The following is an 11706-nucleotide window of genomic DNA, read 5'->3' as shown; positions in this document are numbered from 1 at the left end:
AGGGGCGAGCGGAGGGATGTGAGCAGCCAGGCGCGGCCGGCGGGGGCGCCCTCGGTCACCGCTCGCAGGAGGCCGGCTGCCAGTCCGGTGCCGCGGGCGGTGGGGCGAACGGCCAGTTCATCGACCTCGCGGGCACCGCACAACCACTCCTCGGTACGGCCCGGGCCGAGAGAGGCGGCCGCCTGCGGATGGCAACGGTCCGACGGGAAAGGGGTAGGCGTTGCCCAGGAGGTGGCGAAACCCACGAGGTCCGCTCCGTCAAAGGCCAGTGCCGCGGTGAACCCCGGACGCCGTACATCCGGGCTGAGCTGTACGACGAAGGCGTCCGCCCGCTCCTCGTCCTCGTTCCAGGGCGGCGCGCAGAACGCTTCGGAGTAGACGGAACGCAGCGCCGGGCTGTGCTGCAGGAGTTCGTCGTGTGTGGCGACACGGATGTCCATTACGCAGTCACCGCTCCGGTCGCGACTGGATGCAGGGCCGCGTACTCCAGAGGTGCCGACGGGTCGATCGACATGTCCAAGGGCGCCGGTTCGGCCCCAGCCCGCACGAGGAGGTCGCCGACGGCGGCGATCATCGCGCCGTTGTCCGTGCACAGCCTCAGCGGCGGTACCCGCAGTGCGATGCCGGCCGCCCGGCAGCGCTGCTCGGCCAGTGATCGGACCCGTGAGTTTGCGGCGACCCCGCCGACGACGACCAGGGTGTCGACGCCGTGCTGCGCACAGGCGGCGACCGCCTTCCGGGTCAGGACGTCGGCGACCGCCTCCTGCAGCGACGCCGCTCCATCGTGCACGGGCAGTTCGCGCCCGGTGTGGGACTCCGCCCAGCGGGCCGCCGCCGTCTTCAACCCGGAGAAGGAGAAGTCGTACGAACCCGGAAGCGGGCGAGGGAAGCCGACGGCGCGTGGGTCGCCCTCGCGGGCAGCGCGGTCGATGGCCGGACCGCCGGGATACGGCAGGCCGAAGACCCGCGCGACCTTGTCGAAGCACTCGCCGGCGGCGTCATCGAGGGTGTCGCCGAGGTGGGCGATCGGATCGCTGGCCAGGTCGCGCACGAGGAGCAGCGAGGTGTGGCCGCCAGAGACGATCAGCACCATGCACGGGTCGGGCAGCGGGCCGTGTTCCAGGGTGTCGGCAGCGACGTGACCGGCAAGGTGGTGCACGCCGTAGAGCGGGACACCCAGCGCGTAGGCGATCCCCTTCGCCCCGGCGAGGCCGACCTGGAGCGCGCCGGACAGGCCCGGCCCGGTGGTGACGGCGACCGCACCGATGTCGCACGGGCGCAGCCCTGCCTGCTCCAGTGCCCGCCGAACCACCGGGCGCACGGCATGCAGATGGGCGCGGGAGGCGATCTCGGGCACCACGCCGCCGTAACGGGCGTGTTCGTCCATGCTCGACGCCACCGCATGGCCGAGCAGGCGTCCGTCCCGGACGAGTCCCGCACCGGTCTCGTCGCAGGACGTCTCGATACCGAGAACGATCCGAGAACCCATGATGCACCTTCCTGCGAACTTCAAGTTATTGCGAATAGTCTGCAATAAGTGCGCCCGCGATGTGAACCCACCCGGCCTGGCGGGGCCGTGTGGTGCGATGAGGTGTTCGAGGGCTTCGCTGAGCAGGGGCGGCGATCGACAACACCGCCCCCAAGCTGATGGGCGAGGGCAAGCGTCCGCTGTCAGTCGGCTTCTGGTTCTCCCTCGGCCACTCCACGGTCGTCTTCGGCCTCGCGTTCCTGCTCTCCCTCGGTGTGAAGGCACTGGCCGGTCCCGTTGGGAACGACAACTCCGAGCTGCACGACATCACCGGCTGGATCGGCACGACCGTCTCCGGGACCTTCCTCTACCTCATCGCGATCATCAACCTGGTGATCACGGTGGCCATCTTGAAGGTCTTCCGGCAGACGCGTGCCGGCCAGTTCGACTGCGTGCCGGCCAGTTCGACGAGGCTGGCACACGACGAAGGGCTCCCTCGGACAGACCGCTCGCGGGAGCCCTTCCGCGTAGCTGCCGGAGGAGGGGCCAGCGTCGCATGATGAGATGATGATCAGCGGTATAAGGCGGCGGCGGTCCGAGGAAGCCGGTGTGAATCCGCCGCGGTCCCGCCCCTGTGACCGGTGCGCGAGACCTGGCAGCCCCACCGCCCTGATACGGGTGAAAAGGGCCGGGCGTGTCGCGACCCGGGAGCCAGGAGACTGGTCGCCTCCTCGAGCGACCCCGGGGTGGATCTCCCCGTGCCTGGCTCGGGGCTCCCTCTCGACTCCGGCTGTTCGTGAGACCGGTATCAAGAAGTCTGGTTGAGATTCACCAACTGACCATAAGATGAGCACAGTTCGCGCACGGTATGACAACGTCGACGGGCGTCAGTGCGTGAGCTGTGCGCATTACAACCGCATAGGTGCGTGACTGGGGGAAGCCGGTGTGAGCCCGGCGCTGACCTGCAACCGTGTGCGGCCGTGAGGCCGTGAGTCGGGATACCTGGCGCGTGCCCTGAATTGCTTCCCACTGTCATGGTCTGCAGCGCGAAGCCGAGAGCCTCGTTCGGGTCGCCCTGGGTCGGTGCCGTCCAGCCGTCGTACACCACGCCGTGGACCACACGCCCTGGTGCCTTCCCGTCCGCACGGCGATGGGCTGCGGGCTGCCCTATCAGGAAGGCTCGAGCCTTGCACCCCACATCCGCACGCCGCACCCTGATCACCACGGCCGTCCTCGGACTCGCGCTTGCATCCGCCCCGGCCGTCGCCCACGCGCAGAGCACGCCAGGCACGAACGCTCCCGTCAAGGTGACCCTGACCGTGCAGGGCCCGGACGGGGTGCTGTTCAAGGGGAAGATCAGAACCCGCGGTCATGAGGTCACCACCGCGACCGGCGGCACGCACAGATGCGACGGCACCAACGGCGGCGCCAACCCGTCCGCCGTGCCGACGCCGACGGCGGCCCTCGACGACGCGGCGCGCAAGCGGCACTTCACCTGGGACGGCACCTGGTACGCGTCGTTCGACGACTACTCGGTCGACGCCATCAAGAACGTCAGCGGTGGTGGCAGCGCCTACTGGAACATCTCGGTCAACGGCACCTCCACCCCGGTGGGCGGCTGCCAGTTCAAGCTGAACGCCGGTGACAAGGTGGCGTTCACCTGGACGGCGTTCTGATCCTTCCTTGTCGTCACCGGCCGGGGAACGGACGTGCCTCGGCCGGTGCGACTTCCTCGCCGGTCCGCACGCTGTGCAGGGCATGGGCGAGCACCTCCGCCCCCCGCACCACCCGTGGCCCCGGTCGGTTGAAGTAGGACGGTCCGTCCAGCACCCATACGCGGCCGGACCGGACGGCCGGCAGATCCGACCAGCCCGGCAGTCCGGTGAGCAACGCGGCTTCCCGCAGGGTGCGTTCGGGTGGGAAACCGCACGGCAGCACCAGGACCACGTCCGGCTGTGCGGCGCGGACCGCCTCCCAGGTCATCGGCTTGGTGTGCTCGCCCGGCGCGGCGAGAAGAGGTTCGCCGCCCGCGGCCGTGGTCTGTTCGGGCACCCAGTGCCCTGCGGGCCACAACGGGTCGAGCCATTCGATCGCCACCACCCGTGGTCGGGGACGTCCCGCGACCGCCTCACGGACCCGGTCCAGCCGGGCCAGCAGCGCCGCCCGCTTACGCTCCGCCCGCTCCCGTACGCCGAGCAACTCGCCCACCGTGACCAGGCAGTCCAGGACGTCGTCGAGGGTGCGGGGCTCCAGGCTGAGGACTCGGGTGTCGGCGTCGAGCAGCCGTACGGCCCGGCTGACCTTTTCGTAGGACACGGCGCACACGTCGCACAAGTCCTGGGTGAGGACCACGTCGGGACGCAGGGCGGCCAGCGCCTCGGTGTCGAGCGTGTACAGCGACGAGCCCGAGTGCGCCGACCCGCCGACGGCGTCGGAGATCTCCCTGCTGGACAGCGCGTCCTGGTCCAAATCTGCGCCGGTCACGACGGGTACCGGAGCCACCTCGCGCGGTGGCCAGTCACACTCGTGGGTGCGGCCGACCAGCTGGTCCGACAGCCCGAGCTCGGCGACGATGTCGGTCGCGGCGGGCAGCAGGGAGACGATGCGCATACCCCGACTCTAGGTCCCGCCGCGCCCGACAGGGCTGCCGTCAGGCGCCCCAGCGCACGGCGATCGTGTCACCGACGCCGACGACCGTGCCCCGCGTGGCGGAGGTGAACGACGAGCCGTCGATGCTGACCTTCCACGTGTTGGATCCGCTGTTGACCATGCCGTTGACAGCCGTGATGGTGCCGGTGCCGGACGACGGGGTCACACTCGTGACGCAGCCGGACGGCGTGGCGGCGCTCGTGGCCGCGTCGAGGACGGCGCCCAGCGTGGTCGTCGAGCCGGTCGGCGTGAGGGCGACGGAGCACACCTTCAGATTGCCCGCGCCGTCGTCCACGGTGAGCGCCAGCTTCGTCGCCGTACCGGAAGTGAGGGAGGACTGGCTCACCCACTGTGGCGCACCCGGAGTGGTGGGGACCGGCGGGGTGGTCGTGAAGCCGCCGCCGGCCACGGCCCGCAGCCCGTCGATCGAGGAGTACGCCGTCGGCGAGGTGTCGGAGGGGAGGTACTTGAACCCGCCGCCCGGGTTGAACTGCTGCGCGATCAGGAAGTCCACCGGCGTCTTGCCCATGGAGGTGCGGAAGTCCCCGGTCTGCGCGTCGATACCGCAAGCGTTCAGGCCGGACACCGCCCAGCCGTTGGAGTCGGTGTTCACGCCGAACATGGCGTTGAACGCACCACTGTTCGGCACCAGCTTGCTCTTCAGGAACGCCTTCGCCTGCACAATGTCCGTGTCGGTGTTCGGCACGCCCGACACGCACAGCGCGGCCATCGCCGCTCCGGTCATGTCGACGTCGCTCGCGGCGGAGAGCTGGCTGGGGATGCCCTCGGCCTTGCTGTAGTTCCAGCCGCCGTCGTTGTGCTGGTTGGCCCGCAGGCGGGTGACGACGGCGTCGCGCAGCGCCTGCGGGATGCGGGCCTGCCCGGCCTGGGTCTTGGCCCCATTCAGTGCGAGGGCGGCGAAGACGGTGCCGTTGAAGTTGGCGGACGGCCCGATGTAGCCCGGCTCGGAGGTCTGCCAGTAGCCGTAGATGTCGGCGATCAGGTTGCGGGAGGCGGAGACCCGGGCCGGGTCGATGCCGGCGGCGTAGGCGTTCAGTGCGGCGCGCTCGTAGTCGGTGACGACGGGAGACGACGACGGCCAGCCCGAGGTGGACAGCAGGTTGCGGTAGACGGTTCTCGCGTTCTTGCTCGCGTCGCCGCCGGGCGTCACGTCCACCGCGGCGGTCCCGGCCGAGGCGAGCGCGCTGAACGCCCACTCGTTGGACAGTCCGGAGCCGGCGTACGAACCGTCCGCCGCCTGAAGGGACTTGAGGTAGGCGACGCCGTCGGTCTTCGACGTGGCGATCTGCGCCGGCGTGGAGGTCGCCGCCGCGGGCAGTGTGGTGAGCGCGAAGGCGCCGAGTGCGGCGGCCGCGGTGAGGGCGGTACGGCGGTGGGACAGCGAACGGGGCATGGCCTGCTCCTTGGGTGGAGGACGCCGGCCGGACCCGGTGCCGGGCCGGAAGCGGCCTGCGGAGCAGCGGGCGTGGCCGCCGTCCGGAACGCGTGGACCGGCTACCAACAGTGCTTCACCGCTTGGGCATTCGGGCTCGGGCCGGCCCCCGCCGTCCCACACCGCTGCGCGTCAGCCCCGGACTCCCACCGGGTTCCCCCACTCGGCAGATCGGGACGGTACCCGACCCGCATCCGGGCCGCCACCGCTCACGCAGGCCGGCCTGTAGGCAGCCTTGACGGTTGCTGTGAAGCGTGTTCAAATCCGGCTGATACGCAATGAGTTCCAGGGGAAGCCGGTCGAATTCCGGCGCTGACCCGCAACCGTAGGCCCGGCACCACCGGGCGAGCCGGAATGCCTGGAGCGTGTTCTTCAGCAACAGACGCCGTCGTGGACTGCGGCGTGGTGCGACCAGCTTCCGGCTGCCGGGACCTCCCGTGCGACGGAGGCTTCCTGCCACGTCCGCGCGTCCGCTCCGGCAGGCGCGAGGGGGCCGTGGTGGGAACGGGGAAGCGAAGAATCGGGACCGCGGTGGCGGGCCCACGACGAGTGGTGTCGCTCGCGTCGGCCCTGTTCGTCCTGTTGGCCGCCTGCGTGAGCTTCCTCACGACAACTCCCGCCGCGGCGGACGGTGTCGGGAAGTGCACCGCGACCAAGGGCGCCGTCGTCGCCGTCGACTTCGGGCCGTTCGGCGGCAAGGTCGTCAGCGGTTGCGACACCACGCCCACCACTGGCTACGACCTGTTGCACGACGCCGGATTCACCACGACGGGCACCCAGCACGATGGCCCCGCCTTCATCTGCCGCATCGGCTACGGCACCTTCAACTCCGGTACGCAGTACCCGACTCCGGACAAGGAGTCCTGCGTCCTGACCCCGCAGGTCACGGCGTACTGGTCGTACTGGATCGCCTCTCCCGGCCAGGACGACTGGACCTACAGCCCGTACGGTGCCATGGCCCGCAAGCTCAAGAACGGCGACGTCGACGCCTGGGTCTACGGCGGCACGGATGTCGGCGGGAGCACGGGAGCGCCCACGTTCAGCCCGGCCGACGTGCGCAAGGGTGACATCCACACGCCCGACCCCGGGACGCCGACCGGCGGCCCCGGCAAGATCGACGTGGCCGCCGCCGCGACGTGGCTCAAGGGACGTCTGGCGGACGGCGAGCGCGTCGTCGACGACGGCGCCACCACCCCGAACTATTCGCTGACCGCCGACACCGCATACGCGCTCGCCGCCGCGGACGGCAAGAGCGCCACGCTCGACAAGGTCACCGGCTTCCTCGCCGCCCACGTCGCCGACTTCGCCTACCCGAACGGCACCGACCAGGCGCCCGACGCCACCGCCGTCGCCCGCCTGGCCCTCCTCGCCGAGGCCACCGAACGCGACCCGCGCGCCTTCGGGGGCCGCGACCTCGTCGGCCTCCTCACGAAGAACGTGTGCGCGGCGGGCCCCGAATCCGGCGAGGCGACCCCCGGCTGCACGGCGAAGGGCGACTTCCGGGCCTCGTCCTACACCGAGGGCCAGGCCCTGTCCGTCCTGGCCCTGGTCCGAGCCGGAGCGACACCCCCGGCCGCTACCGTCGACCGCCTCACCCAGCTCCAGTGCAAGGACGGCGGCGTCACCAGCATCCTCATCCGCACGGGCGAGTACTGCGACGGCGACCCGGCCTCCACCGGGCTCGTCGCCCTGGTGCTGCACAAGACCGGCGGGCACGAGGACGCGGTGGCCAAGGCCCGCACCTATTTGACCAAGGCGCAGCGAGCGGACGGCGCCTTCCCCGGCTACACCGGCTCCACGACCGGCAGCGTCACCGCGACCGCGTACGCCGCGCAGGCCCTGCGCGCCCTCGGCGACACCAAGCGCGCGGACGCGGCCGTCGGATGGCTGTCCCGGCACCAGCTCAAGGGCGGCGGCTTCGGCTTCGAGGAGACCGACACCGACCCGGCCGTCTACGCGACCCCGCCGGCCGTCCTCGCCGGTGCCGGCACCAGCCTGGCCACCCTCACCACGAAGAGGCCCGCACCCCCCTCGACGCCGCCGACCAAGAAGCCCACCGTCTCGCCGAGTGCCCCCGCCCCCGGCGCGGGTCCCGACCTGAAGAAGGGCGTCGCCTACCTCACCAAGGGGACCAACCTGAAGGGCGGCCAGTACTACGGCGACGGTTTCGGCACGGGCCGCGCCGACTTCGGTCTCACCATCGACGGCGCCTACGCGCTCGCCGCCACCGGACTGAACAACGCCAAGCTGCGCGGCATCGTCGACTTCCTCGACCACCGGGGCAAGGACGGTGCGGGCCGCACCGTCGACGACTGGACCTCCATCGGCACTTCCTACGCGGCCGGAGGATCCATCGGCAAGACCGCCCTGCTCGCCGAGGCCGTCGGCCGCGACCCGCGCCACTTCGCCGGCCACGACCTGATCGCCGCGCTCGCCAAGGCCGTCTGCGCCAAGGCGAGCAAGGCTCCCGACCGTTCCTGCGCGGCCAAGGGCGCCTACTCCTACGCGCCCTCCGTCTTCGCCCAGTCCCTGGCCGTCATGGCGCAGCTGCGAGCGGGCGAGAAGGCGGCCGCCGCGCAGCCGCTCTCCTATCTGGAGAGCCTGCAGCAGTCCAGCGGGGCCTGGCCGAGCCTGATCCCGTCCACGAACGACTCCGACGTGGATTCCACCGCCATCGCCGCCATGACGCTCGACCTGGCGGGAGGTGCCAAGGCGGACAAGGCCGTGGCCAAGGCGCTGGCCTGGATCGCGTCCCAGCAGTTGGCCGACGGCGGCTTCCCGGGCGCCGCGGGCGACTCGGTGAACTCCGCCGCCCTCGCCGTGCAGGGATTGTCCCTGGACGCCGGGAAGTACGCGGCGAAGATCGCCAAGGCACGCAAGTTCCTCGCCTTGCAGCAGAACACCGACGGTGGCTTCAACGTCGCCAAGGGCGGTCAGCACGGCTCCGACCTGCGCGCCTCCACCCAGGCCGTCAGCGGCGCCACCGGCATCTCCTTCGGCACACTGGAGCGCAGCCTGACCGGTACGTCCCAGCAGCCGACGCCGAGCCCCAGCGGCAGCGCCCCGGACATCATCACCATCGGCCAGTCGGGCGGCGGCGATGGCGGTGCGACCGGGGGCGCGGGTGGCGCCGGCGGGACGGCCGCGGGCGGATACGGCGGCGTTCTCGCCTCCACCGGAGCCCAAGTCGGTACCCTCGCCGCGATCGCGGCCCTGCTGGTGCTCGCCGGCTGGCGCACGGTGGTCGTCGCCCGCCGGCGCACGGCCACAGGGGGCGGACGATGAAAGGCGCGCGTCTCCTGCGTGTGCTCGCCGCGCTCGGCCTGACGAGCGCGGCGGTCGCCGCGACCGGCACCCCGGTGGCGGCCGACCCGCAGCCCATGGGCCGCTGCACCACCACCTCCGGCGTCGTCCTCGCCGTCGACTTCAGCCATTGGGGCGGCCCGGTCCTTCGCTCCTGCGGGACGACACCGACGACGGGTTACGAGCTGCTCAACCAGGGAGGCTGGAGCACCGTCGGTACCGGACACGACGGGCCGGCGTTCATCTGCCGTATCGGCTACAGCGGTTACAAGAGCGGCAAGCAGTACCCGACGCCCGCTCAGGACGACTGCGTGCTCACCCCGCCGGCCTCCGCGTACTGGTCGTACTGGCACGCCGACGCGGGAGCGAAGACGTGGAGCTACAGCCAGCTTGGCGCGATGCTCTACAAGCCCAAGCCGGGCAGCGTCGACCTGTGGATCTTCGGCGGTACGAACATCCAGGGCACCGAAGGCCGCCCGAAGATCACCCCGGACCAGCTCCGCGCCCACAACACCAGGCCGCAGGGAGACGCGGCCTGGCCCGCGTCCACGCATAAGGCACCTTCCCTGCCGCCCGACGTGGACACCGGCCCGGCTCCCGACCAGCGCACGACGGCTCCCTCCGAGCCGCCCTCGCACAAGCCGAGGAAGCCGAAGCCCGGCAAATCCCCGAGCCCGACACCGACTCCCACCCGCAGTGCCATGACGAGCAGCCCGGAGCCCACCGCGTCCCGCACCGGCACCAGGGTGGTCGACGCGGAGCCGGCCGCCGATGCCAAGCACGACTCCGGCTCGCTCGTCCCCGTGGCCACGGGAGCCGGTCTCGTGGTCCTGATCGGCGGTGCCGCCGGGTACGTGGCGTACCGGCGCCGTCGTACCGAGTGACCGCGGTGGCCCGTACGACCATGGAGGCGTCACCGGCCGCCGCGGCGGCCGGTGACGGCGGCCGACGCGTTCCCCGCACCCTGCACCCCGTGGCCTGGTGGGTGTGGGCCCTCGCCCTCGCCACGGCCGTCAGCCGCACCGACAACCCGCTTCTGCTGTTCCTGGTCCTCGCCGTCCTCGGCTACGTCGTCACGGCCCGGCGCACCGAGGCGCCCTGGGCGCGCGGCTTCAAGTACTACCTGTACCTGGCCCTGACGGTCGTGACGATCCGGGTCGCCTTCCGGGCCGTGTTCGCGACCGGCATCACGCCGCACGACCACTTCCTGTTCTCCCTCCCGCACATTCCGACGCCCGCCTGGTACGCGGGCATCAGGATCGGCGGACCCGTGTCGCTGGAGGCGTTGCTGTCGTCGGCCACCGACGGGCTCAGGCTGGCCTGCATCATGTGCTGCATCGGTGCCGCCAACACCCTGGCCAACCCCAAGCGCGCGCTGCGCGTCCTGCCCGGCGCCCTGTACGAACTCGGGGTGGCGGTCACCGTCGCGGTCAGTGTGGCGCCCCAGCTCGTGCAGAGCGTGCAACGCGTCGCCAGAGCCAGGAAGTTGCGGGCCGGACGCACCAAGGGGATGAAGGCGCTGAGGGGCATCGTGGTCCCTGTCCTGGAGGACGCCCTCGAACGTTCCCTGCGGCTGGCCGCCGCGATGGACTCGCGCGGCTACGGCCGGGCGGGCACCGCCACCCGCCGGTCCCGCCGGGTCACGGGCGCGCTGATGCTGCTGGGCATGAGCGGCATGTGCGCGGGGGCGTACGGGCTCCTGGACGCCACCGCGCCCGCGCTCCTCGGACTGCCGGCGATGTGTGCCGGAGCCGTTCTCTGCGTCGCGGGCCTGCGGCTCGGCGGTCGGCGCGTCACCCGGACCACCTACCGCCCCGACCCCTGGAACCTGCCCGAGTGGGCCGTCGCGGGCAGCGGGCTGCTGTCCGCCCTCCTGCTCTTCAGCAACCTCGGCTACGACCCTGCCCAGCTCAACCCCACCTACTACCCGCTGACCTGGCCCGGCCTGCCCCTCGTGCCGACCGCCGCGATCCTCCTCGCCGGCACGGCCGGGTTCCTCGCACCTCCGCCCAGCCCCGTCCAGAAAGCCGACCCCTCGTGATCACCTTCGACCAGGTCACCGTCCAGTACGAGGACGCGGCCGGGCCCGCCCTGCGCGACGTCGACCTCACGGTGGAGGAAGGTGAACTCTGCCTCGTCGTCGGGCACACGGGCGTCGGCAAGTCCACACTCCTCGGCGCGGTCAACGGACTCGTCCCGCACTTCACCGGCGGCACCCTGTACGGCCGCGTCACCGTCGACGGCCGTGACACCGCCGATCATCCGCCCCGCGAACTCGCCGATGTCGTCGGGGTCGTCGGCCAGGACCCGATCGACGGCTTCGTCACCGACACCGTCGAGGAGGAACTGGCTTACGCCATGGAGCAGTTGGCGATCGCTCCGGCGACCATGCGCAAGCGCGTCGAGGAGACCCTCGACCTGCTCGGTCTGGCCGGCCTGCGCCACCGCGCGCTGCACGAACTCTCCGGTGGCCAGCAGCAGCGCGTCGCGATCGGCTCGGTCCTCACCGCCCACCCGCGCGTCCTGGTGCTGGACGAACCCACCTCCGCTCTGGACCCGACCGCGGCCGAGGAGGTCCTCGCCGCCGTCACCCGGCTCGTCCACGACCTCGGCGTCACCGTCCTCATGGCGGAGCACCGCCTCGAACGCGTCGTGCAGTACGCGGACCGGGTCATTCACCTGCCCGGCGACGGCCACGCCCGCATCGGCTCGCCCGCCGAGATCCTCCGCACGTCCACCATCGCACCACCGATCGTGGAGCTGGGCCGGGCCGCCGAGTGGTCTCCGCTGCCTCTGTCCGTCCGCGACGCCCGCCGCGCCGCCGCGCCGCTCA

9 protein-coding genes, 1 pseudogene and 3 riboswitches are annotated in these 11706 nt (G+C 71.6%); of the genes and pseudogenes, 6 read left to right on the top strand and 4 right to left on the bottom strand.

The features are described 5' to 3' along the window. Together FRZ03_RS04875 and tsaD are read right to left on the bottom strand one after the other, a co-directional pair. Positions 1-440: GNAT family N-acetyltransferase (locus FRZ03_RS04875; RefSeq protein ID WP_146463913.1), on the bottom strand; the 440-nt coding region annotated here is incomplete at its 3' end. Further along, entirely contained in the window at positions 440-1489 is a 1050-nt protein-coding gene (gene tsaD / locus FRZ03_RS04870) for a tRNA (adenosine(37)-N6)-threonylcarbamoyltransferase complex transferase subunit TsaD (RefSeq protein WP_146463887.1), read from the bottom strand. The genes FRZ03_RS04875 and tsaD, both read right to left, overlap by 1 nt. Before the next feature lie 128 nt (positions 1490-1617). Between tsaD and FRZ03_RS04865 the strand changes: the two are divergent. Both FRZ03_RS04865 and FRZ03_RS04860 read left to right on the top strand, forming a co-directional pair. After that, a pseudogene (locus FRZ03_RS04865) lies at positions 1618-1917 on the top strand (HoxN/HupN/NixA family nickel/cobalt transporter); the annotation flags it as partial. A 102-nt stretch (positions 1918-2019) separates the two neighbouring features. Next, positions 2020-2210: riboswitch (cobalamin riboswitch) on the top strand. 138 nt (positions 2211-2348) lie between these two features. After that, a riboswitch (cobalamin riboswitch) is annotated at positions 2349-2492 on the top strand. Positions 2493-2655: 163 nt separating this feature from the next. After that, complete coding sequence (locus tag FRZ03_RS04860; protein WP_146463886.1) at positions 2656-3144, top strand: DUF4430 domain-containing protein; 489 nt, start codon at positions 2656-2658, stop codon at positions 3142-3144. A 13-nt stretch (positions 3145-3157) separates the two neighbouring features. On the opposite strand, the gene FRZ03_RS04855 is transcribed toward FRZ03_RS04860, so the two are convergent. Next, entirely contained in the window at positions 3158-4078 is a 921-nt protein-coding gene (locus tag FRZ03_RS04855; protein ID WP_146463885.1) for a cobalamin-binding protein, read from the bottom strand. A 40-nt stretch (positions 4079-4118) separates the two neighbouring features. Beyond that, positions 4119-5531 (bottom strand): prenyltransferase/squalene oxidase repeat-containing protein, encoded by a 1413-nt coding sequence (locus tag FRZ03_RS04850; RefSeq protein ID WP_146463884.1) that lies wholly within the window; start codon positions 5529-5531, stop codon positions 4119-4121. A 282-nt stretch (positions 5532-5813) separates the two neighbouring features. Next, a riboswitch (cobalamin riboswitch) is annotated at positions 5814-5947 on the top strand. A 175-nt stretch (positions 5948-6122) separates the two neighbouring features. Here FRZ03_RS04850 and FRZ03_RS04845 point away from each other — a divergent pair. The 4 genes from FRZ03_RS04845 to FRZ03_RS04830 all read left to right on the top strand — a co-directional run. Beyond that, the gene (locus tag FRZ03_RS04845) at positions 6123-8855 is read left to right on the top strand and encodes a prenyltransferase/squalene oxidase repeat-containing protein (RefSeq protein WP_146463883.1); all 2733 of its coding nucleotides are present in this window, start codon (positions 6123-6125) and stop codon (positions 8853-8855) included. After that, complete coding sequence (locus FRZ03_RS04840; protein ID WP_146463882.1) at positions 8852-9757, top strand: hypothetical protein; 906 nt, start codon at positions 8852-8854, stop codon at positions 9755-9757. Before FRZ03_RS04845 ends, FRZ03_RS04840 begins: the two co-directional genes overlap by 4 nt. 20 nt (positions 9758-9777) lie before the next feature. Next, positions 9778-10914 carry a CbiQ family ECF transporter T component gene (locus tag FRZ03_RS04835; RefSeq protein WP_146463912.1) on the top strand — a complete coding sequence of 379 codons (1137 nt, stop codon included), beginning with the start codon at positions 9778-9780 and terminating at the stop codon, positions 10912-10914. Then, positions 10911-11706: energy-coupling factor ABC transporter ATP-binding protein (locus tag FRZ03_RS04830; RefSeq protein ID WP_146463881.1), on the top strand; the 796-nt coding region annotated here is incomplete at its 3' end. The genes FRZ03_RS04835 and FRZ03_RS04830, both read left to right, overlap by 4 nt.

Origin of the sequence: Streptomyces misionensis, from assembly GCF_007896895.1 — a bacterium.
Lineage (GTDB): Bacteria > Actinomycetota > Actinomycetes > Streptomycetales > Streptomycetaceae > Streptomyces > Streptomyces misionensis_A.
The sequence above is the reverse complement of the archived record's forward strand: the minus strand, read 5'-3'. Positions and strand labels throughout refer to the sequence as shown.

What these genes read in the sequence shown, in the direction of transcription:
- FRZ03_RS04835 (WP_146463912.1), top strand. Translation starts at nt 9,778, where the DNA reads ATGGAGGCGTCACCGGCCGCCGCGGCGGCCGGTGACGGCGGCCGACGC.
- FRZ03_RS04850 (WP_146463884.1), bottom strand. Translation starts at nt 5,531, where the DNA reads ATGCCCCGTTCGCTGTCCCACCGCCGTACCGCCCTCACCGCGGCCGCC.
- FRZ03_RS04840 (WP_146463882.1), top strand. Translation starts at nt 8,852, where the DNA reads ATGAAAGGCGCGCGTCTCCTGCGTGTGCTCGCCGCGCTCGGCCTGACG.
- tsaD (WP_146463887.1), bottom strand. Translation starts at nt 1,489, where the DNA reads ATGGGTTCTCGGATCGTTCTCGGTATCGAGACGTCCTGCGACGAGACC.
- FRZ03_RS04855 (WP_146463885.1), bottom strand. Translation starts at nt 4,078, where the DNA reads ATGCGCATCGTCTCCCTGCTGCCCGCCGCGACCGACATCGTCGCCGAG.